The organism is Nakamurella sp. PAMC28650 (assembly GCF_014303395.1).
Taxonomy (GTDB): Bacteria; Actinomycetota; Actinomycetes; order Mycobacteriales; family Nakamurellaceae; genus Nakamurella.
In genome coordinates this window covers 1,116,562-1,138,299 of sequence record NZ_CP060298.1, presented here as the reverse complement: position 1 = coordinate 1,138,299, position 21,738 = coordinate 1,116,562, and the positions used below count along the sequence as shown (strand labels likewise).

Sequence of the window (21,738 nt, the reverse complement as noted above, 5' to 3'; positions counted from 1 at the left end):
TCGGGCGAGGAATCAGTAGCCACGGTCGGCCCGGTACACGTTGCGCAGCGGCTCACCGGCGAGGTAGCGGTGGAGATTGTCGATGAACAGGTCGGTGAGCACGGCATTCTCGTCGGCCGCAGTGGAGGCCGAGTGCGGAGACACCAGCACGTTCGGGAGGTCCCAGAGTGGCGAGGCACCCGGCAGCGGCTCCACAGCGAAGACGTCCAGTGCCGCCCCGCTCAGGTGGCCAGACGTGAGCGCCGCCGTCAGCGCCGGCTCGTCGATCACCTGCCCGCGGGCGATGTTGACGACGATGGCGCCGGCCGGCAGCAGGCCGACGCGCTCGGCGTTGATCAGGTTGTCGGTCTCCGGCGTCAGAGGGCAGGCCAGCACCAGGATCTCGGTGTCGGGCAGTACTGCGTCCAAGTCGTCGGTGCTGATGACCGGACCCGGGATGTCGTAGGTCCCGCCCGGCCGGCCGACCCCGGTCACCCGCACCCCGAGCATCGAGTACAGCTCGGCCACCCGGCGACCGATCGAGCCCAACCCGACGACGGTCGCCCGGCGTCCGGACAGCTGGCCCGAGACGTGTCGCTCCCACTGGTGTCCACGCTGTGCGGACAGCAGGCCGGGGACATCCTTGACAAAGTGCATCGCGCCGGCCACCGCAAACTCGGCCAGCGGCGCGGCATGGGTTCCGGCCGCGGTGGTCAAGATCAATTCGCCGGCATCAAGTCGGTAGCGCTGCACGAATCCGCCGATCCCGGCACTGGTGGCCTGCACCCATCGGAGGTTCGGGGCCGAGGTCAGCAGCTCGGCCGGGGCCCGCCAGTCGAAGTCGAACGCGATGTCGGCGGCAGCCAGCATGGACGACCAGCGGGCGTCCTGTTCCGGGGTCAGCACCGGCCGGATTCCACCGTGATCGTTCCCATACCGATTGACAGGCAGCAGCTCCGGCTCGTAGAGCACTTCGCAGGCAACCGCGGCGGCGATCTGCTGGACGTACTCCGGCTCAAGGTAGGTGGAGATCAGGATCTTCGGGTGGGACATGGTCAAGGGGAGAGCCTGTCTGTGATGGCGGCGCGCACCAGGTCCATGGCGACCGCCTGGTCCAGGGCGTCGTGGGTGGCAAGGTGCTGCGGCAGGACATCGCCGCTGATGACCGACTGGAGGTGGGTGATGGCGTGCTGGAACGCGGAACCGGCGGCGGCAGGCCAGGTCTGCTCCATCGAACCCCCGACCCACCATTCCAGCCTGTCGGCCGCACGGGGGTGGAACGGGTTGCTGACGCGGAGTTCGCCGGCTGTGCCGATGATACGGGTGAAGGTCGAGGCCGGCCGGTGCAGCCCGGCCGACATCACCAGCCGACCGTCCGGGAAGTCCACCACGGCGGCCATGTCACGATCCACGCCGTCGAACACCGCACTTCCCCTTCCCCGCAACGGTTCCGTACCGAAGAGGAGCCGCCCGAGACGCAGCGGATAGCAGCCGACGTCGTACAGCGCCCCACCGCCCCGTTCGGCGTGGAGGCGGATGTTGGTGGAAGACCCGACCTGGAAGTGGAACTCGGAGACGACCTCCGACAGATCACCGATCCGGCCGTCGGCGACCAGTCCGGTGATCAGCGTCGTCTGCGGGTGGAACGGAAAGACGAACGACTCCCACAGCAGCCCGCCGGACGGGATCGTGGCCAGCAGAGCCCGGGCCTGCGCGGCGTCCAGGGCCATCGGCTTCTCGCACAACACCACCTTCCCGGCAGCCAGAGCCGCCGCGGCCCACTGCGTGTGCTGGTCGTTGGGCAGTGCGATGTAGACGGCCTGGACCTCGGGGTCGGAAAGCACCGCTTCGTAGGAAGAAGAACGTTCGACCTGGTTCTCCGACGCCCACTCCGCACCCCGGCCGCCGGATCGGGAACCTACGACGACGGCCCGGCCGCCGGCCTCCCGGAGCGCCGGCAGGAACGCGCGGGCAGCGATGTTCGCCGTGCCGAGGATGCCCCAGTGCGTGTCAGCCATGGGTCGGGTCCAGGTAGTGCAACCGGAGGGCGGTCAGGGCCACCGCCGAGTCCTTGCGCCTGAAGGCGGTGATCAGTTTGGTGTGCCGCTGCACGGCCTCCGCCATGTCGATGCCCTGGCGATCCAATGACGACCGCATCAGTGCTCCCATCTGTCCGTTGAGCGTCGACCACATCTCGACGATGCGGGGGTGGTTCCCCGCCTGCACGATGAGGCGGTGAAACTCTGTGTCGGCCTCGACGATGCCGGCGAGATCCTCCTTGTCGCAGGCCAGCTGCATCACCCGGACGGCGTCCGTCATATCGATCACCAGCGCCGCCCGGGCGCTCTCCCAGACCTCGGCCAGACCGGACGATTCCAGGACGAAACGCGCGTAGCAGGCCTCGGTCACGTCTTCGGCCGACATCCGGGTGACGAAGGTGCCACGGCGCGGGAGCACCTCGATCAGCCGCTCGGTCTGCAACTCGCGCAGCGCCGCCCGTACGGTCGTTCGGCTGACGCCGAACTCCTCGGCCAGCGGGATCTCGACCAGCGGCGTGCCGGCCGGCAGTTCGTTGTTCAGGATCCGCGAACGAAGCACTTCGTGGACCGATTCGGGCAGGGAGAGATGCCGGAAGCCCTGGCTCGCGTTCTTGACCATCTGATCCCCGTTCGTCGGTCGCCGTCGTTGGCGTTCTTCAAGCCGATTTTCTCATTGGACGCCTGTTCAGCCTGACGTCTCCAGCGGGAAGTCGACCCAGGCGCGGGTGCGGTGCGCCCGTTCGAAGGCGTTGATGGTCTGCTGCACCAGGGCGCCCTGACGGAAGTCACCCTGGTTCGTCGGGCCACCGCCCAGGATCTCGTCGGTGAAGTCGCGCAGCACGTTGGAGTAGAACAGGAACGGCCACGGCTCGGTGGAACTGCCGCCGGCCGGGAAGAACCGTTGCGGGATATCGAGTTCGACGAACTCGACGGAGTCCTTCTTGGCCACCTTGATCGTCTGGCAGATGCCGAACTCCTCGACCAAACGGACGATGATCGCACCCTCGGACCCATAGATCCGCACCTCGATACCGGGGTAGTTGCCGACCGTCACGAACGACGACTGCACGGACGCCAGACGGCCGTGGCCGAACTCGGCGATCCACATGTCGCCGTCGTCGATGTTGACGCGGGTCATCTCGCCGGTCTCCCGGACGATCCGGTTCGGCACGAAGTTGCGCATCGTCCCGACGACGGACTGCAGTGGTGCGTCCATCCACCAGTGCATGATGTCGATCACCGGGGCGCCGTAGCCCTCGATCGACGCGACCTGGATGACGTCCGGGTCGGAGGTGTCGCGCAGCTGCCGCAGCGGCGTCTGCGGGTCGAGCCACTGGCTGTTCTGCTCGAACGCATTCAGCATGTACGGCTCGCCGATGAAGCCCTGCGACAGCAGCTCGGCCGCGTACATGGTCGCCGGCGCGTAGCGGAAGGTGAAGCCCAGCTTGGTCTTCAGGCCCTTGCTCTCAGCCAGGTCGGCCGCCGCGATCACCTGGTGGTAGTCCGAGTGCACCGGCTTCTCGCACAGCACGTGCTTGCCGGCTTCCAGTGCGGCCCAGGACACCTCGAAGTGCATCTTGTCGCCGGTGACGACATCGATCACGTCGATGTCGGGATCCTCGACCAGCTTGCGGTAGTCGCTTTCCAGCCGCTCGATCCCGAATTCGGCGCCGGCCGAGGCGAGAGCATCGGCATCGGTGTCCGCCAGTGCCACGACCTCGACCCGCGGGTCGCGCTGCCAACCGGGGATGTGGGAGCGGGTGGCCCAACGGCCGGCGCCGACGACGCCGACCCGTAACTTGTCCTGCGGCACAGTATTTCTCCTGTCGATGGTGCGCCGCAGACCGCGGCGTCTTGAAGTGATTGGGCGTTCTCGAGCAGAGGCATCAGTGCGCGTGCACACCGACGATCGGGAGGGACGGACCGGCAGTGATGGGGACCGGCGCCAGCCCGGCGGCCAGGTCGAGTTCGTCGTGCCGTCGGCAGCGGACCCGGCCCGGCCCGTCGGTGTGCAGCAGGTCGGTCTGCCACGTCCCGCAGGCGTCCTGCGCGAACGGGCAACGCGGCTGGAAGCGGCAGGTCGGAGGAAGGTCGACCAGCCGCGGCGGCGAGCCGGTGATGGTGGTCAGCGGCTGGTCACGGGCGACGGCGCCGGGCAGCGACTTGAGCAGCGCCGCGGTGTAGGGATGCTGCGGGCGACGCAGAATGTCCTGTGTGGCAGCGACTTCCACCAGTTGCCCGCCGTACATCACGCCGACCCGGTCGCAGATCTGGGCGATCACCGACAGATCGTGGCTGACCAGCACCAGGCTCATCCCGGTGTCGCGCTGCAGATCGATCAGCAGCGAAAGGATCTGATCCTGGATGATGACGTCCAGTGCCGTGGTCGGCTCGTCGGCGATCAGCACCCTCGGGTTGCCGGCCAGCGCGATCGCGATCAGGGTGCGCTGCAACATGCCCCCGCTGAACTGGTGGGGGTAGTCGCGGAGGCGTTTCTCCGGCACCGGGATGCCGACGCGGCTCATCAACTCGATGACGCGTTCCGAGGTGGCCGCCTGGGACAGTTTCTGATGTGCGGTCACCGCCTCGGCGATCTGATCCCCGATGCGCTGCACCGGGTTCAGCGACGTCATCGGGTTCTGCGGGATCATCGAGATGTAGCGACCCCAGTGCCCCCGCATCCCCCGCCGACCCAGGTCGAGGGCATTGCCGTCCAGCACCCCGGGGTAGCGGACCGACCCGGTGTGCGCGGCCCGTCCGGACGGCATCAGCCCGAGCAGCGACCGGCACATCACCGTCTTGCCGGAGCCGGTCTCCCCGACGATGCCGAGCACCTCACCCTGCCGCAGTTGCAGCGAGACGTGGTCGACCGGCGTCACCACCCCCGACGAAGTCCTGATGGTCACGGAGATGTCGTCGGCCTCGAGCACGACGGGTCGAGCCATTGAGGGTAGTGGGGTCGGCTCGGTCATCGGTTCGTCCTCAGCATGTCGGCCAACCCGTCACCGATCAGGCTCAACGCGACGCCGAGCACCACCAGTGCCGCCCCCGGCACGATCGACAGGTACCAGTTGGACAGGATGAAGTTCTGCCCTTCGGCGATCATCGAGCCCCACTCCGGGGTCGGCTGGGGGATGCCGACGCCGAGAAAGCCGAGAGAGGCTCCCAGCAGTACGTTTCCGACGGCATCGACCATCGCGAAGATGATCACGCCGGGCAGGACACTGGGCAGGATGTGGGCGAACATGATGCGCAGGTTCGAGAACCCGAGGGCCTTGGCCGCGACGACGTAGCCGTACCGCCTGGCCGACAACGTCTGTCCATGCGAGATCCGGGCGTAGCTGACCCAGCTGACCACCCAGAGCGCGATGAACAGGTTGATCAGGCTGGAGCCGAGGCTGGCGATGATCGCGATCACCAGGACGATGAACGGGAAGGCGAAGAACAGGTCGACGATCCGCATGATGATGGTCTCGGTCCGGCCCCCGACGTGCCCGGCGACCAGCCCGATCAGCGTGCCGACGACCAGGGTGACGAAGGTTGCGGCGAAGGCGATCGCCAGGTCGTAGCGGCCTCCGTACAGCACCCGGGCGAAGAGGTCCCGGCCGAATTCGTCGGTGCCGAACAGATGCCCGGGCGAGAACATCGGGAGCAGCGGGTTGAGCGCATCGATCTCGATCGGGTCGTACCGGGTGAACAGTGGAGCCCCGACACACATCACGATCAGGATCAGCAGCAGCAGTGTGCCGAAGACCAGGGAGAACCGACCGCGCAGCCGCCGCGGCATCGGGATGCGGCGGCGCGCGCCGGACTTGGCGATACGGGTCGCCGGACGGGCCAGGATGGACATCATCTCCCCTCTCAGCTCTCAGGCCACCGCGAGGCGCGGGTCGATGGCGACGTGGACCATGTCGGTGAGCAGGTTGACGAGCAGCACGAACACCGCGAAGACCAGCGTCAGGCCCTGCACCACCGGGTAGTCCCGGGTGGACACCGAGCTGACCAGCAGCGAGCCGATGCCCGGGACGGAGAAGACGTTCTCGATCACCACGGTGCCACCGACCAGGAAGGCGAGGTTGACACCGAACACCACCACCACCGACATGCCGGCGTTGCGCAGGATGTGCCTGGACACCACGCGATGCCACGGAATGCCCTTGAGCAGAGCAGTTGTCACGTAGTCGGCCTTTATCGCCTCGATCACGCTGGCCCGCAGCGATCGGACCAGCACCGCCGAGAACGGCACGGCCAGCGTGATCGACGGCAGGATCAGGTGCTGGATGTGGGACAGAAATCCGTCACCGAAGCCGTTGATGGGCAGGATCGGGATCTTCACGCCGAACACCAGGATCAGCAGCACCCCGAGCAGGAACCCCGGCAGCGCGTACCCGACCAGCAGCAGCACCCGGGTGGTCTGGTCGAAGATGCGGCCGCTGTGCAGGCCGGCGTACAGCCCGACCGGGATGGACAGGGCCGCGGTGAAGATGCCGGCCATCACGATCAGGAACAGCGTCCGGCCCAGACCCTGCCAGATCAGGTGGCCCACCGAATCGCCGATCGAGTACGAGTGCCCGAACGACCCGCTCAGCGCGCTCTTCACGAAGATCCAGTATTGGTAGAGGATGCCGCGATCCAGGCCGAGGTTGGTGTTGATCTGTGTCGCTGCCTCCGGCGTGTAGTGGTTGCCCAGGATCAACGTCGCCGGGTCACCCGGCACGATCCGGATCAGGACGAAGGACACGATGGTGATGCCGATGATGATCGGGATCATCTGCGCGAGCCGGCGCCCGAGACCTGCGAATCCAGCCATGGTGTCCTCCGTCCTGGTCCGAGAAGTATTGGTGCTGAGTGGTAGTGCTTGACTAGTGCTTGTCCACGGTCAGCGTCAGCAAGGAGTCGTTGTAGTTGCCGAGCGGCGAGACGTTGAAGCCGGTGACCCACTTGCCGCTGGCGTAGCGGTAGGGCGGGTAGTTGATCGGCAGGTACGGCGTCTGGTCCCAGACGATCTGCTGGATTTGCTTGTACATCGCGGCGCGCTTCACCGGATCGGTCTCGGACCGGGCGTCGTTGGTCATCTTGGTCGCGGTGGCATCGCTCCAGAAGGTGTCGAATGAGCTGGAGCCAGCCTTGACGTCGACGCCGAAGGTGACCACCTCGTCCGGGTCGATGATGTCGTTCGTCCAGTAGCGCTCGCCGATGCCGTAGAAGCCGGTCTTCTCCTTGCCGTAGGCCGTCACCAACTCGTAGGACTCGATGTTCACAGTGATGCCGATCTTGGACAGCGAATCCTTGATGACGACCGCCTCGGCCTGCCCGGCGCCGTCGCCGCTGACCGTGATCAGGTTGGTGGTGAAGCCGTTCGGGAATCCGGCCTCGGCCAGCAGAGCCTTGGCCTTGGTCAGATCGACGGCCGGCTTGGGCAGGGAATCGTTCCAGTACAGCATCTTGTAGGGCATGAACGAGGTCGCCGGAGTGCCGGCGCCCTGGTAGGCCAGCTTGTTGATCTGGTCGAGATCGACTGCGTAGCGGACGGCCTGGCGCACCTTGACGTTGGAGAAGTATTTGTCCTTGGTGGATAGCTGGATGAAGTCGACGCGGGTGGAGGGGAACAGGTCCACCTGCAGCTTGGGGTTGGCGTTGATCTGCGTGGTCAGGTTGCCCGGCGGGTTCTCGATGACGTCCACGGCGCCGCTCTGCAGGTCCAGGACGCGGGTGTTGTCGTTGGTGACGATCTTGACCTTGACGTTGGCGATCTTCGGCTTGGTGCCGTAGTAACTATCGTTGCGCTTGAGGTCGACCTCGGTGTCCGGGGCGTAGGCGCTGACGACGAACGGACCGCTGCCGACGGGGTGCGTGAAGAACGCGTCGCCCTGGGCCTGCACCAGCTTCTGCGGCAGTGCTGCGAAGGCGTACATGGCCAGGTCGGCCAGCAGCGGCGCGTGCGGCTTGGAGAGCTTGACGACCACCGTCTTGGCATCGGGAGCGGTGACGCCCGTGACTGCGGTGATCAGGAAACCCCAACCCCCGTCGTACTTCTTGGCCCGGTTGATCGACCAGGCCACGTCGGACGCGAGTACCGGCGAACCGTCGGAGAACTTCGCGTCCCGGAGGTGGAACGTGTAGGTCAGCGCGTCCTTGGCGATGTCCCAGGAGGTCGCCAGATCCGGGACGATCTTGGTGCCGGTCGGGTCGGCCTGCACCAGCCGGCTGTACAGGGTCTGGTCGAGCCAGATCGATTCGTTGACCGAGCTGACCTGCGGATCCAGGGTGTCGACCTTGACCGGGTTGGCGATGATCAGGGTGTCGACCGCGGACGCCGCCGCGGTGGCCGGGGCCACTGCACTACCGGCCGGGGCCGCCGCACTGACCGAGGAAGCACCAGCTGCACCGGTGGCGTCGGCAGCCGCAGAGGCCGACGAGCCGGCAGTGGTCGAGCTGCTGGAACTGCAGGCGCTGAGCAACAGGGATCCGGTGACCAGAGTGGTCAGCGCAACCAGTCCGAGCCGTCGGCCCGGGCGCTGGAACAGGCGGCCGCGACGCGGGCCGCCCGTCGAAGCCGGTGGAACTGAGGTCATGACTTGTTCTCCCTCGAGCTTGATGCGGACATGGGCGTGGTCGGAACGTTCTTTGACGGCAGAGCCGGCGGAACCGGCGGGCTCGGCTCCGCGAGTGGGCCGCGGTGCAGGTGGCAGGCGACGGTGCGGCCGGCCAGGGGACGAATGGTGAGGGGGACCTCGCGCCGGCAGATGTCCATGGCCTGCGGGCAGCGTGGGTGGAACACGCAGCCCGACGGCGGCGAGATCGGGTTCGGCATATCGCCCCCGAGAGCGGCCTGGCGCGAGGTCTTGCGCAGGTGCAGCTCGGGCGCCGCTTCCAGCAGCGCTTTGCTGTACGGGTGCAGGGGCCGACTGAAGAGGTCGACGGTGGAGGCCTGCTCGACGACGCGGCCCAGGTACATGACAGCGATCCGGTCCGAGAGCCGTTGCACCACAGCGAGATCGTGGGTGATGAAGACGTAGGTGAGGCCGAGATCCCGCCGCAGGTCGGAGAACAGGTTGAGCACCTGGGCCTGCACGGAGACGTCCAACGCCGACACCGGCTCGTCGGCGACGATCAACCGCGGCTTGACGGCCAGAGCCCGGGCGATGCTGACCCGCTGCCGGCCTCCGCCGGAGAGCTGTTCGGGCCGTTGGTCGATCAGCTCGGCCGGGAACCCGACCGTACCGAGCAGCCGTTCGGCCTCCTGCTTGCGCTCCTTGGGTGACGAGGTGCCGTGGACGGCCAGTACCTCTTCGATGGAGGAGCCAACCGACCGGTAGGGGTTCAGCGTCGAGTACGGATCCTGCAGGATGATCTGGATCTTCTGCCGCAGTTCCTTCGACCGGGCGGCCGAGGCACTGAAGATGTCTTGACCTTCGAACGCGATGGTGCCCGAGGTGGGTTTCTCCAACCGCAGCATCAGCCGGCCGAGAGTGCTCTTGCCGGAGCCGGTCTCGCCGACGACCCCCAGGGTCTGGCCCTGGCGGACCTCGAGGGTGACGCCGTCGACGGCCTTGAGCGACGTGCCGGCCTCGCTGCGGAGCCGGGCACCCAGGCTGCGGCGGATCGCGAACTGCTTCGACAGGGCGGCGGTGCGCAGCAGGACCGGCGCAGCGTCTTCGTTTGTACTCAACGCTCACTTGCCTCCGGTGGATGTGTCGATTCGGGACGGCCGATGGGTCGTCGTGCTTCTGGCGTCGTGCGGCTGGCGGCCGGGCCGGGGTGGCTGACGGACGGGGCCGAACCGGCGCGATGGAAGTGAACGTAGGGCGTCTGTCGACAATTGGTCAATGGGTCGGGCGGAAGTTTTTCTGCGTGAAACATTCGGAGGTATCGATGTGTCAATCGGGTGAACCTGACTGCACGCACCCGAATCATCATGCAAGGACAAACTTCCAGCCTGTCTGGACCGCAGAGCTTGCAAACGTTGTCATCGGCGGGCCCTTGTCTAATTGTCGACAATGTGGCTACAGTCGTCCTATCGCTCCCGATGAACAGAGGTTGACGTGAACGTTGCTTACGACTTCTCCGGCAAGGTCGCCGTGGTCACCGGCGCCGCACGCGGGGTGGGGCGGGAGATCGTCGGATCCTTCGTCGGCGCCGGCGCACGGGTGGTCGCCGCCGACCGTGACGCAGAGGGCCTCGCCGTCACCTGTTCGCCGTTCGGCGATGCCGTGGTGTCGGTGGTCGGCGATGTGAGCACGGCGGAAGGGGCTCGGTCCATCGTTTCCGCGGCAGAGGCATTCGGCCGGTTGGACTTCTGCGTCAACAACGCTGCGGTGGCTCCGCACGCGAGCCTGCTGAAGGAGCGGGCCGAGGTGTGGGACACGGTCTATGCGGTCAACTGCCGCGGCACCTTCCTGATGACGCAGGCTGCCGCCCGGGTGATGATCGAGCAGGGCGACGGCGGACGGATCGTCAACTTCTCGTCAGGGGTCAGCAACCGTGGTTCGGCCGGAGCGGCTGCCTACGCCAGCAGCCGCGCCGCCACCGAGAGCTTCAGCCGGGTGGCGGCCATCGAGCTCGCCCCCCACGAGATCCTGGTGAACTGCGTCAGTCCCGGCCTGATCGACACCCAGCCCAAGCCGCTGCCACCGTCGATGGCGCAGGCCCTGGCCACACGCATTCCGGCCCTGCCGCTGGCGCGGGCCGGCCGGCCGGAGGAGGTGGCGAATCTGGTGCTGTGGCTCTGTTCCGACGGGGCCTCGTACATCACTGGCGGGCTGTACAGCGTCGATGGCGGCGCCGGTGTCGGAGGGCGGGCCGGCGCGCCGATCGTCGACGAGGACATCCGCTACGACTGGGTGACGGGACGACAGCGAGGTTAGCCGCCGAGAATCTGGGCCTTGATGTCCTTCTTCAGGACCTTGCCGACCTTCGATCTTGGCAGATCGGCCCAGAACTCCACCTGCTTGGGCGATTTGACGCTGCCGACCCGGGCCTTGACGAAGGCTCGGACCTCGTCGGACGTCACCGCGGCACCGGGCCGCAGTTGCAGCACGGCCGTCACCCGCTCACCCCATTTGTCGTCCGGAAGGCCGATCACCGCGCAGTCGGCGATGTCGGGGTGCTGCATCAGAGCCTGCTCCACCTCGGCGGAGTAAACGTTGAACCCGCCGGTGTAGTGCCAGCCGAACTTCCCAACCTCGGCGGTGGCCTCCGGGTTCTTGTAGTAGCCGGCCATCACCAGCGAGCTGCGGATGACGATCTCGCCCCGCTCACCGGCCGCCGGCAGCCCGCCCGACTCGTCCATGATCGCCACCGTGACCAGCGGTGCAGGGCGGCCGGCAGACGAGAGACGTCGTACCGCAACGGATCCGTCCGGGTCGAAGTGGTCGGCCGGAGCCATCGTCGAGATCATCATCGGCGCCTCGCTCTGGCCGAATAGCTGGGCCATCACCGGACCGATCCGGGTCATCGCCTCCTCCAGCCGGGCCGCGGACATCGGCGCCGCCCCGTACCAGAAGCATTGCAGCGATGACAGATCCGTATCGGGCAGATCGTGATGCGACAGCAGCATGTAGATCAGCGTCGGCGGCAGGAAGGTGTGCGTGACCTTGCGCGTCTGCACCGCAGCGAGGAAATCCGAGAGATCCGGCGTGCGCAGGATCACGATCTCGCCGCCCATGGCCATGATCGGGAAACACAGCACGCCCGCGGCGTGGGTCAGCGGCGCCAGCGCCAGGTACACCGGCCGCGGCGCGAAGGGACAGGACATCAGCGTGATCGGCGACATCGTTTCCACATTGCGCCCGGTCAGCACGACGCCCTTGGGTCGGCCCGTGGTACCTCCGGTCCCGACGATCAACATCGTGTCGTCCAGCGGCGCGACGGACAGCGGCTCGCCGGAGACACCGACGAGCCACTCGTCCAGCGTGACGCCCACAGGTGTCGGCCCGTCCACGCAGACCAGGGTCTTCACTGCCGGAAGACCGGCCGCGATCTGCTCGACCAACCCGCTGAACCTCCCCTGGAAGATCAGGCAGGCGCAGTCGAAGAACTCGAGCAGATCACGGTTCTCGGCGGCCTCGTTGCGGAGGTTGATCGGACACCAGACGGCGCCGGCCCGGGAGATGCCGAAGACGCAGGAGAAGGCGATCGGGTCGTTGACCGAGAGGATCGCGACCTTCTCGCCCGGGCGCACTCCTGAATTCGCCAGCGCCCGGGCCACCTTGAACGCCATCACCTGCGCGTCGCCGTAGGACAGTGTGCTGTCCCCGGTCGTCAGGCACGGCGCGGACACACCGAGAGACGCGCCCTTGCCCAGGTATTCGATCAAACTCATCGCTAGCGCTCGACCGTGACGACCGGCTCCATCACCAGACCGAAGCTCTTGAGCACCCCGAGCAACTCACGGTGGCCGAAAGCCTGGCACGCGGAGGCGAATCCGGCCCGCTTCGGCGGTTGCAGCAGCGGCGAATACGCCCCGAAGGCCTGCAGCAGGCCGGTCTGCTTGTAGTTGCTGTTGCCGTGGATGACGACGAACGCCCGGCCCAGCGTCCTGGAGGCGTAGACCGAGTCAACCGAGGTGTTGATCCGCGGATTCTCCCGGGGCGGCATGTTCGCCTGGACCGACCCGGCCACGTTCGCGACCGCGACCTCCTGCTCGTCGGCCGGCAGTGGCTTGATCTGTTCCTCGAACATCGCGGTGGTGGCGATGACGGTCTCCATCACGCTGCGGTCGAACACCCCGCCCTGCACCTTGACGTTGGCGACGCGCGGATCGTCCCTGAACCACACCGGATGCGACGTTCCGCCCCACGGCACGGCAAGGGCGGTCTGGTGCTGGCCGGGGACCGCGACCTCGAAGACCTGCTTCGGGTCCCACTGGACGTACTTGTTCTGCTCGAGGTAGTAGTGGTTGGCTTTGAGGATGGTGAAGATGGTCTGTATCGACGCGTAGGTGGGAAAACCCTTCCACAGCACCAGCATGTCCAGGGTGTCCAGACCGGGGTTCTCCAACGCGATCTGAGCGGCGGTCTCGCCGGTGGTGTACATCTGCGCGACACCGGGCGAGAGCAGCAGCCCCTTCTCGGCGAAGGCCTTGCCCCAGTTGTCCTTCGCCGACATCACCCAGTCCTGCTCACCGGTGGTGTCCATGTAGTGGCACCCGCAGCCAGGCTCGCCTCCACGACCTCCGGACCGTACTTGATGAACGGGCCGACCATGTTGCTGACCACGCTGGCCCCGGAGAAGAGCTCGGTCAGCGCACCGACGGTGTGATCGACCTGCACCACCTCGTAGTCGGCGGTCTCGATACCGGGCACCTTGTCGATCACGTCCTGGATACGGTTCTTGTCGCGGTCGGCAGCGATGAACGGAACTTAGTACTCACGCAGGTATTCGCAGACAAGCCGACCGGTGTAGCCGGAAACACCATAGAAGACAACGGGTTTGGCCACTGTCACATGCCCATTCCACCGTCGACGGCCAGCCCGGTACCGGTGATGAACCTGGCTCCGTCGGAGGCCAGGAAGACCACCGCGTCGGCCATGTCGCCGACCTCGCCGAGGCGGCCCAGCGGTGTCGCACCGATCACGTCGCCGGCGGCCGCCTCCGGAGACGGGGCCAGCCCCATCGCCGCATGCGCGACCGCCAGATTCTGGCCCATCTCGGTGGGGACGAGGCCGGGGTAGATGCAGTTCACCCGCACGCCGTAGCCGAGCTTGCCCGCCTCGAACGCGGCGACCCTGGTCAGTCGATCGACGCCGGACTTGGTGGCGGAGTAGACCGAGATCCCCGGGAAGGCGATGGTGGCGGCCACCGACGAAATGTTGATCACGGCGCCGCCCTTGCCGGCCGCTCCGCCCGGCCTCATCGCCAGGAAGGCGTGCTTGATGCCCAGCATGGTGCCCAGCAGGTTCACGTCGAGCATCTTGTGGATGTCCGTGGGGTCGAGATCGACGATCAGGCTGGAGATCTCGAGGCCGGCATTGTTGACGAGGATGTCCAGCCCGCCGATCTGGTCGATCGTGCCGGTGATGGCGCCTTCCCAGCTGTGCTCGTCGGTGACGTCGAGGTGGACGAACCCGGCGGTGGCTCCCGTGGCCGAGATCGCGTCGGCGGTGGCCTTGCCCGCATCGATCTGCAGATCGCCGATCACCACGGAGGCGCCGGCCGCGGCCAGCGCCACGGCCATGCCGGCTCCGAGGCCCTGCGCCCCGCCCGTGACCAGGGCCTTGCGTCCGTTCAAGTCGTACACGCTCATGAACAACTCCTTCGGTTCGTCTTCGTTGACGCAGGACCCGACATGACCTCCTCGACCTCCGACAGCGACGTCCGGGCGAGTGATCCACGTCATCCTGCAACCGGTTCCGAACCGTCGTCAAGCATCCCTGGACGGTCCTCGCCGGACTGCGGTCGAGATCGGAGGCCGTGCCGGCCGGATGGACGCCGACTCCCCCGATAACCTGAGCCCATGTCCGAGACCCGGTCGGCCAGTCAGAAGTCCGACGCGATGACCGATACCAGGCCCCAACCGGCCGTTCCCGACGGAAGCGGCCCGGTTCCGAGCGCCCGGGTGATGGGCTTCATCCCGTGGGTAGTGGCAGCCGCGTTGGCCGTCTTCTATGCCGCCGTCTCGATCCGCCGCCACGTCGAACTGCTGACCAGTGGCTACGACCTGGGCATCTACGACCAGGCCGTCCGTTCGTACTCGCTGTGGCACCTGCCGTTCAACTCGGTCCAGGGGCCGCACTTCGACGTGCTGGGCGATCACTTCTCGCCGGTCCTGGCCCTGCTGGCCCCTCTCTACTGGGTGCACAACTCGCCGACGACGCTGCTGGCCGCCCAAGGTGCGCTGATCGCCGTCGGGGTGGTCCCGCTGATGAAGTGGGCCCACCGGTCGGTCGGGCTCGGCGCCGGCCTGGTCGTCGGCCTCGGCTACGGCCTCGGCTTCGGGGTGGCCAACGCCGTCACGTTCGACTTCCACGAGGTCGCCTTCGCCGCGCCCTTGATCTCGTTCGCGGTGGTGGCCCTCGCCGAAGGCCGGCTGACGGCGGCGGTCGCCTGGGCGGCGCCGCTGGTGTTCGTCAAGGAGGACCTGGGCCTGACCGTCGCGGTCCTCGGACTGCTCGTGGCGTGGAAGGGGCGCCGACTGCTGGGCCTGCTGACCGCGGTCGGCGGCGCTCTCTCCTCTGCTCTTGCGGTGCTGGTGATCATCCCGGCGTTCAATCCACTCGGCGCCAACACGAAGACCACGAAGTTCGGCACCTCGCTGATGCACCAGTTCACCACCGTGCTGAGCCCGGACATCAAGATCCTGACGTTGGTCTTCCTGCTCGCCCCGACCGTCTTCCTGGCCATCCGCTCACCGCTGCTGATCCTGGCGGCGCCGACCATCGCATGGCGGTTCCTGGCCACCGACCCGGCCTACTGGGGAGTGCAGTACCACTACGGTCTGGTGCTGATGCCCATCCTGTTCGCGGCCTTCATCGACGTCCTGCGCCGTCGACGGGGCCGGGCCTCGGTCAGATGGATCCTGCTGGCCAGCACGCTGATCACGATCTACCTGATCCCGCAGAACGGTTTCGCGGCCGCCTTCACATCAGCCCTCTGGCACACCAGCCCGTCGACGGCCGCCGTCAAGGCCCTCCTCGCGGAGATCCCGTCCGGCACGACCGTTGCAGCGTCGAACGAACTCCTGCCGCAACTGAGCGCCGGGGACCACGTCACCCTCATCGGGCGCACCCCGCTGGCGACCTCGCGGCCCGAGTTCATCGTTTCGGAGACCGCGGACGTCGGCTTTCCGCTGGGTACCGACGGTCAGGCCGCCTGGCTCGAGGACGCCCGTGCACACGGCTACCGGGACGTCGGCCGCGCCGGCTCGGTCGTGTTGCTCCACCAGGGCTGACACAAAGACGCCCACTGGGCATCGCGGCGGAGTAGCTTTGCGCCTGAATGGTTCTTCACCATGGATCTTCACCCGCTGAAGCATTCGAAGGACGCCATGACAGATTCGTCTGGATCGATGGCGGGACGCCTTTCCCGCCCAGGTGCGACAACATTGACCGCAGCCGTCGCCGCGTCGCTGGCCGACCGGATCTACTCGGACCAAGGCCATTGCGCCGGCCTGGCCGACGCGCTGGCGGGCCTGTCCGAGGCAACGTTCCTGGAGCTGGCCCACCACGCACTCGAGGCCGCGCTCGAGGCGCTCGACTGCCAACCGGAGCTGAGCGAGCACCTGTTGCCGGGGACCACGAATGCGATCCGGGCCAAGATCGCCAGAGGCTGCATCGGTGGACAGGCGATGGGTAGCCGGGGGTACGTCGTCGCCGAGATCGACTTCGAGGTGTGGGGGCAACTGCTCGACGCCGACCTCCGCTCGGCTCCACCTGACACGCTCGGACCTGACGAAGCCGCCGGTCGGCGAAGAGCGGTGCTGGAGGATCTCGGCATTCGCGACGTGGAGTTGGGCAGGTACCGGGACGACCGCCGGGTGGTGCTGGCGATGTCCGATCTGGGGGCGTTGTCGAGCCTTGGTCCCGTCGCGAGCTGAGCGAACGAGCCCGGTCGGAGTCGACCGGTCGGCCTCAGGTGGCGACGAGCACCGTCAGGAGTTCCTGGTCGGCTGCCGCGGTCGCACGACCGAATTCACGCTCTGCATCTTGACGAGCAGGCGCCGCAACTCGCGCTTCTCGGACTCGTCGAGCGAGGAGAGCATCGTCAGTTCCACGCGGTGATGTGCTGCCGTCAGCTTCGTGCGCTTGCGCTTCACCGCCGGCGTCGGCGACACGAAGCTCTGGCGTCCGTCGGACGGATCGGCGACCCGCACGATGAGGTTGTCCCGCTCCATCCGGCGCAGGGTGGCCGCCATGGTCGGCTGCTCGACGCCGACCGATCTGGCGATCTCGGCCTGGGTCGCAGACCCGCCGCTGGTGAAGAGGAAGTCGATGACGGCGAACTGGGCCGGCGTCAGGCCCAGTGGTGCCAGTTGGTCGGAGAACTCGAAGGCGGTGCGCCGGGCCAGCTGCGAGATCAGCTCGGTGGTCAACCCGTCGGAGTCGACAACGGAAGCCGCGGGGCGTCGCGCTGTCCTGGTATCGGTAGCCATCGTTTCTTCTGTCCTCCCGGACGCATTGGACCTCGACGCACCCTGGTGAAGCGTTGCAGCGCAGGGGACCAACCAGCGACCATTCTCGAAATGGAGATCGATCGGGCGGCGCGTCCAGCGGCCGGTTCCGGCCGCCACAATGTGATGTAACCAGCGGCCGTTCGAATAAAACCCCCGCTAACTATGCAAAGGAGGTCGGGTGGCGCCGGACACCGAAGGGGCGCGGGTGTTCGACGCAGAGAGACAACGAAGTCACCCCAGCGAGCAGCCTTCGCACAGAAGGATGAACTCCGTGGATAGAGCTCTATTCAGCTTGTAGAGTCCGATCATCCACCCTGAGAAACAGTGCGCGAGTTGATGAAAGGCCGGCGGCGACAGCAATGACGAGTCTCGATCTGTCCGGTGTGGTAGCGACCGGGGCGGACCCGATGCAGACGTCCATGGCCAACGTCATCGCCTGGGCGCGGCGGGAGCAACGGGTGAGTGTCCGGCTCCTGCTGGAACGCATGGACATGCCGCTGTCGGCTCCCAGGTACGTCCGTTTCGAGGCGGGCCGGCGCACTCTGCCGGACGAGGTGATGGCAAGTATCTGTCGTGCACTGGACATCGACCTCTCCCAGGTGGCCGCGGATGCCGCGATGGCCCTCACCGACAAGGGCCCCCCGGTCGTGGACGAGGCGATGGTGCCGCTCCAACTGCGTGGATCCGGTCCGCAGGTTCCGGCGATCCGGGTGCGGGTGGAACGGATGATGTCCGGGGAGCAGACGTGGCTCCAGCCGGTGCGGGGGATGCTGGGCCTCCATGCCGCCAACGGCACGGACTCCAACGGGGACCTGCTGCTCGAGGAACCGTTGATCCGGACGATCGCGCAGATCTCCGGACGCACTCTGTTCGAGTGCTGGGTGGGTCTGAGCACCTTCATCGAACACGACTCCGCCGCCAACACCGGATAGGACGCCGACGGCCGGGAAGAGCCGGTTCCCTGTGGCAATCTGATCTGCATGAGCAGTGGACAGATCCTCACCTTCGGCACCGACGGCTCGTGCCTGCGGAACCCCGACGGCCCGACGGGGTGGGCCTACATCTGCGGCGACGGAACGTTCACCTATGGCGGCCGGCCTTCGGGAACCAACCAGATCGGCGAATTGATGGCGATCCTGACGGTGCTCCGTCATCACCCTGATCAGCGTCTCGAGATCCAGTCGGATTCGGCCTATGCGATCGGCTGCTCGTCGACCTGGAAGGTCGGCTGGCAGCGGGCGGGCTACGTCCGCAAGACCGGCCCGATCGCCAATCTCGACATCATCAAGGAGATCCACGCCCTGCTGGACTCGCGGGCGGGCACCGTCACGTTCGTCAAGGTCAAGGCGCACCTGCGTGACGAGAGCGTGCACCCGCTCAACGTCCGGGCCGACGACCTGGCCGGTCGCGGGGCGCGAGCCGCACAGGCGGCGGGCTGCGAGGTCGAGGAGTCAGGTGTGTGGCCGGGCGAATCCGGGACCGTTGCCCCCGACGCCGCCAGGTCCCCGAGCCGCCCGCCGGTCGCCGATCTCGAACCGAGCCCGGCGTTGCAGGAGACCGGGTTCCTGTTCTGAATGTTCCGATGGTCTCTTGCAACCACGCAGTAGAGCCGGCACGCACGCAGAAGGCCCCCACACCGGAGTGTGGGGGCCTCTACGTCTGTCTCAACCAGAAGGGGGCTCTGTGCCGTTGGCATCATATGGCACCGAGCGGAGATGGGCGACAAGCCGGATCCACCAGGGATGCAATTCGAGATGACCGGGAACGGGTCGAATTCCCCGGGTCGTGATCCGCGCATCCCTGCCAGCACGTGGGGGTTTCGAAACGGGTCATTCGTTCTCGATTGATGGGGACCGATTGTCGGCGGGCGCCGCCGCCCGAACTCTGCGGATGAGAGATCGCCAAGGACGAGAGATCGCTCGGATGATCGTGGATGCGTCGACCGCACCGGATGAAGACCTTCGCCCGAGGCCGGCGAGGTGGGGCGCCAGAGGCGGCGTGCAACAGCCGAAATGCTGGCCCTCCGGTGACTTCCGACCCTAGGACTGGACGCGGTTGCGCCGGATCCTTGTGGTCAGGCGAGGCACAGACGCTCGCCATCGCCGAGCGAAACATGGCGACGCTGACGGCCTTTGCATGGTCAACCTCGCGGCCCAGATCTCCGACCTCGAACCGAGCCCGGGTTGCCCGTCCCACCTGCCTCGTCGGATCGGCAGCGGCGACCTACCAAGGGGTGGCCGCCGGGATCCGGCAAGAACGGGGTGCACCGAGTACGTCCATCAACGGCCCGATCGGGATCGGTCGGCGGATCGGTGAGACATGTAGCGCTGCAGGAGGTCGGGGGGCTCGCGCATTCGAGAGGCGTGGAGGTCAACGACATCTTCCTCTACCTGGTCGCCCGGAGTCTCCGCGCGGTGGTGCTGAAGCGCGGTGAACACAGCAGCGGTGACACGAAGATCTCTGGGAACCTCGTCGGCGACATCATCGTGCTCTTGCCACCGGATGTTGCCGATCCCCTGGAGGGGTCCTCGTTCACGGGTCCTCGGACCCGGTGAATCTGAAGTCCGTCTCCATACCAAAAAGGCCGGCCATCCTCTCTCGAGGTGGACCGGCCTTCGTGTCGAGCACAGTGACGCGAACCTGGGACCCAGGCCACGCAACCAACCCATGGTGGGGCGTTTGCAAAACCGGTTTCACCTGGTCGGTTTCCGGGCCTGCCGTAGAGCTATCCTCCGCTAACGCCTCCTTTATCCCATCAGACGGCTGGTTCAGACGCAACATTGCTGGTCAAGATGGATGTGGCTTGGGTAGCTGCCGGAGGATCGCGTGCTTTGCAGCAACCGAGAGTTGCAGTCTGTCGGCCGTCAGGTCAGGGACCACTTGCTCACGGGTCGCGCTCGGAGCTGGGTGGCCGGGTTTCACCTGCCCTCAGACGAAAGCAGCACCCAGCGCGCGCCACCTAGCCTCAATCTTTCGTGAGACGCCCGGCCTTTCCTCGGCGCGATAGATCTGGTGTTTCGCACCGACGGGCATGTCTGCGGGTTCGTCGAAGCCCCGGTGGGTCACCTGGGTGGGTGCCGGATTCCACGTTCCGGGGGGTTTGTCTTCTTGCTGGCCGGGTGGGTTGTTGCAGGTCAGGTCGGCGCCGGCAGCTGGGTCAGCCGGTCCAGGGCGGTGGTGAACAGGTGCCGGTGGGTTGCGTGACCGGACAGGTGCAACCAGACCCGGCGGCTCCGCCGGGCGATGGTCGCCGCCACGGAGAACAGCTGCAACCGCAGCCGTTTCGGTTCCCAACGGCGGGCCCCGGTGCCGGTCAACGCCAGCATCTGCAGCCACGCGGTCAGCTCCGTAGCGAGCTGGACGACGGCGACCCAGATCTGATTTTGCGCGAACGCAGTCAAGGGCAGGTTCCGCAGGCCGGTGTCTTTCGCGTTGCGGATCCGGTCTTCGCAGCGGGCCCGGTGGCGGTGCCGCAACTCCAGGTCCGCGAGTTGCCCGCCGGTGGTGTTGGTGACGAACGCGGTCAGCCGGTTGCCGCCTGAGTCGGTGAACCGCAGCTGCGCCCCGGGGTGCGGACGTTCGGCCCGGACGATCACCCGCATCCCTGCCGGCCACGTTGACAGGTCCAGCAGGCCGGTGAGTTCGGTGACCCACGCCCCGTCGCGGACCTTCCCATCGCCGTCGTAGGCCGGGGTCCACCCTTGGTCGGGGATCAGGTTGATCTTGTCGACGATGTCCTGCGTCAGCCCGAACCCCACCGAATACGACAGGCCCTGCCCGGCCAGCCACTTCAGGTATTCGTGGGTGCCGCCGCCGCTGTCGGCGCGGACCAGCACCCTGCGCCCAATCCGGCCACCGCGGCGGTTGAAGGGCAACTGCCGCAACGCATCCTTGGTGACCGCGATGTGGTCGGCGGCGGTGTTGGATCCGGCCCTTCCGGGGCGCAGCATCATCGACAGTGGCTCACCGGTGCCGTCGGGGCCGTGATCCACCCACGACCCGAGCGGGTGGAACCCGAAGCCCTTCTTGTAGGTCGGCGCCGCCAGTTCCTTCTCCGAATGGGAGGTGATCAACGTGGCGTCCAGGTCGATGATCAACGGCCGGTCCCGGTCGATTCCGAAGTCGGGGGCGTCCTTCCCGGCCATCTTCCACACCCGCTGTCGGACTGCTGCTCTGGCCTGGTTGATCGCCGCCAAAGCGGCCTGCGGGGTCGCTGCCAACGCGTCGATCAGCCGGGACACTGTTGGGTCGGAGGCGACCCGCCCGAACACCGCCGGCTCAGACCGCACCACCGAGATGTCGGCCAGGCAGTCCCCGCCGATGGCGACGCTGACCGCCAGGTCCAGCAGGATCTTCCCCGGATCCAGCACCGCCCACTGCTTGCGCCACGGCGCCAACGCCGCAGACAAAGCCCGGTCCAACCCGACCTTCCCGGCGGTGGTGACCAGCAGCACAGCACCGGCGTGGGACACCACCCGCTTCGCGGTCGTGTCCACTGTCAACGGCGGGTAGAAACCGGTAGGGTTCGGCATCAGAAAGGTGCTCCTGTTTGCTGACGATGTGGACCTTAGAGACCCTCATTATCGCAGGTCGGGGCACCTTTCCCTC

At 66.9% G+C, this 21,738-nt stretch carries 19 protein-coding genes and 1 pseudogene; 6 read left to right on the top strand and 14 right to left on the bottom strand.

Annotation, left to right across the window (positions count from 1 at the left end):
* Positions 1–12: 12 nt before the first annotated feature.
* The 9 genes from H7F38_RS05190 to H7F38_RS05150 all read right to left on the bottom strand — a co-directional run bounded on the left by H7F38_RS05190 (position 13) and on the right by H7F38_RS05150 (position 9,690).
* Positions 13–1,032, bottom strand: coding sequence for a D-2-hydroxyacid dehydrogenase (locus tag H7F38_RS05190; protein WP_187094496.1), 1,020 nt, complete (start codon positions 1,030–1,032; stop codon positions 13–15).
* A 2-nt stretch (positions 1,033–1,034) separates the two neighbouring features.
* Positions 1,035–1,997: a Gfo/Idh/MocA family protein gene (locus H7F38_RS05185; RefSeq protein WP_187093141.1), complete on the bottom strand. Its 963-nt coding sequence runs from the start codon at positions 1,995–1,997 to the stop codon at positions 1,035–1,037.
* Positions 1,990–2,637 carry a GntR family transcriptional regulator gene (locus tag H7F38_RS05180; RefSeq protein ID WP_187093140.1) on the bottom strand — a complete coding sequence of 216 codons (648 nt, stop codon included), beginning with the start codon at positions 2,635–2,637 and terminating at the stop codon, positions 1,990–1,992. Before H7F38_RS05180 ends, H7F38_RS05185 begins: the two co-directional genes overlap by 8 nt.
* Positions 2,638–2,703: 66 nt before the next feature.
* Positions 2,704–3,831, bottom strand: coding sequence for a Gfo/Idh/MocA family protein (locus H7F38_RS05175; protein WP_187093139.1), 1,128 nt, complete (start codon positions 3,829–3,831; stop codon positions 2,704–2,706).
* A 73-nt stretch (positions 3,832–3,904) separates the two neighbouring features.
* Complete coding sequence (locus H7F38_RS05170) at positions 3,905–4,990, bottom strand: ABC transporter ATP-binding protein (protein ID WP_222618464.1); 1,086 nt, start codon at positions 4,988–4,990, stop codon at positions 3,905–3,907.
* Positions 4,987–5,871, bottom strand: coding sequence for an ABC transporter permease (locus H7F38_RS05165; protein WP_187093138.1), 885 nt, complete (start codon positions 5,869–5,871; stop codon positions 4,987–4,989). The genes H7F38_RS05170 and H7F38_RS05165 overlap by 4 nt, the downstream gene beginning before the upstream one ends.
* A 15-nt stretch (positions 5,872–5,886) precedes the next feature.
* The gene (locus tag H7F38_RS05160) at positions 5,887–6,828 is read right to left on the bottom strand and encodes an ABC transporter permease (protein WP_187093137.1); all 942 of its coding nucleotides are present in this window, start codon (positions 6,826–6,828) and stop codon (positions 5,887–5,889) included.
* 52 nt (positions 6,829–6,880) lie between these two features.
* Positions 6,881–8,593, bottom strand: coding sequence for an ABC transporter substrate-binding protein (locus H7F38_RS05155; RefSeq protein WP_187093136.1), 1,713 nt, complete (start codon positions 8,591–8,593; stop codon positions 6,881–6,883).
* Positions 8,590–9,690, bottom strand: coding sequence for an ABC transporter ATP-binding protein (locus H7F38_RS05150; protein WP_187093135.1), 1,101 nt, complete (start codon positions 9,688–9,690; stop codon positions 8,590–8,592). Before H7F38_RS05150 ends, H7F38_RS05155 begins: the two co-directional genes overlap by 4 nt.
* A gap of 373 nt (positions 9,691–10,063) precedes the next feature.
* On the opposite strand from H7F38_RS05150, the gene H7F38_RS05145 reads away from it, so the two are divergent.
* The gene (locus tag H7F38_RS05145; protein WP_187093134.1) at positions 10,064–10,885 is read left to right on the top strand and encodes an SDR family NAD(P)-dependent oxidoreductase; all 822 of its coding nucleotides are present in this window, start codon (positions 10,064–10,066) and stop codon (positions 10,883–10,885) included.
* Here the strand turns inward: H7F38_RS05145 and H7F38_RS05140 are convergent.
* The 3 genes and pseudogenes from H7F38_RS05140 to H7F38_RS05130 form a co-directional block, all read right to left on the bottom strand.
* On the bottom strand, positions 10,882–12,342 hold the full coding sequence (locus H7F38_RS05140; protein ID WP_187093133.1) for an AMP-binding protein: 1,461 nt from the start codon (positions 12,340–12,342) through the stop codon (positions 10,882–10,884). The two genes, H7F38_RS05145 and H7F38_RS05140, sit on opposite strands and share 4 nt — an antisense overlap.
* Positions 12,343–12,344: 2 nt before the next feature.
* Positions 12,345–13,465: pseudogene (locus H7F38_RS05135) on the bottom strand (DUF5938 domain-containing protein).
* Positions 13,462–14,265, bottom strand: a complete 804-nt coding sequence (locus H7F38_RS05130; RefSeq protein ID WP_187093132.1) for an SDR family NAD(P)-dependent oxidoreductase — start codon at positions 14,263–14,265, stop codon at positions 13,462–13,464. The pseudogene H7F38_RS05135 and the gene H7F38_RS05130 overlap by 4 nt, the downstream one beginning before the upstream one ends.
* 210 nt (positions 14,266–14,475) lie before the next feature.
* Here H7F38_RS05130 and H7F38_RS05125 point away from each other — a divergent pair, with 210 nt between their 5' ends.
* Together H7F38_RS05125 and H7F38_RS05120 are read left to right on the top strand one after the other, a co-directional pair.
* Positions 14,476–15,909, top strand: coding sequence for a DUF2079 domain-containing protein (locus H7F38_RS05125; protein ID WP_187093131.1), 1,434 nt, complete (start codon positions 14,476–14,478; stop codon positions 15,907–15,909).
* Positions 15,910–16,062: 153 nt separating this feature from the next.
* Complete coding sequence (locus H7F38_RS05120; RefSeq protein WP_187093130.1) at positions 16,063–16,554, top strand: hypothetical protein; 492 nt, start codon at positions 16,063–16,065, stop codon at positions 16,552–16,554.
* Positions 16,555–16,608: 54 nt separating this feature from the next.
* Here the strand turns inward: H7F38_RS05120 and H7F38_RS05115 are convergent, their stop codons facing one another.
* Positions 16,609–17,109, bottom strand: coding sequence for a MarR family winged helix-turn-helix transcriptional regulator (locus H7F38_RS05115; RefSeq protein ID WP_187093129.1), 501 nt, complete (start codon positions 17,107–17,109; stop codon positions 16,609–16,611).
* A gap of 380 nt (positions 17,110–17,489) precedes the next feature.
* Between H7F38_RS05115 and H7F38_RS05110 the strand changes: the two genes are divergently transcribed.
* The 3 genes from H7F38_RS05110 (at position 17,490) to H7F38_RS05100 (ending at position 19,685) form a co-directional block, all read left to right on the top strand.
* Positions 17,490–18,062, top strand: a complete 573-nt coding sequence (locus tag H7F38_RS05110) for a helix-turn-helix domain-containing protein (RefSeq protein ID WP_187093128.1) — start codon at positions 17,490–17,492, stop codon at positions 18,060–18,062.
* Positions 18,063–18,110: 48 nt separating this feature from the next.
* Positions 18,111–18,704 carry an RNase H family protein gene (locus H7F38_RS05105; RefSeq protein WP_187093127.1) on the top strand — a complete coding sequence of 198 codons (594 nt, stop codon included), beginning with the start codon at positions 18,111–18,113 and terminating at the stop codon, positions 18,702–18,704.
* 738 nt (positions 18,705–19,442) lie between these two features.
* Positions 19,443–19,685, top strand: coding sequence for a hypothetical protein (locus H7F38_RS05100; RefSeq protein WP_187093126.1), 243 nt, complete (start codon positions 19,443–19,445; stop codon positions 19,683–19,685).
* 579 nt (positions 19,686–20,264) lie between these two features.
* Here the strand turns inward: H7F38_RS05100 and H7F38_RS05095 are convergent.
* On the bottom strand, positions 20,265–21,662 hold the full coding sequence (locus H7F38_RS05095) for an IS1380 family transposase (protein WP_187092610.1): 1,398 nt from the start codon (positions 21,660–21,662) through the stop codon (positions 20,265–20,267).
* Positions 21,663–21,738 lie beyond the last annotated feature (76 nt).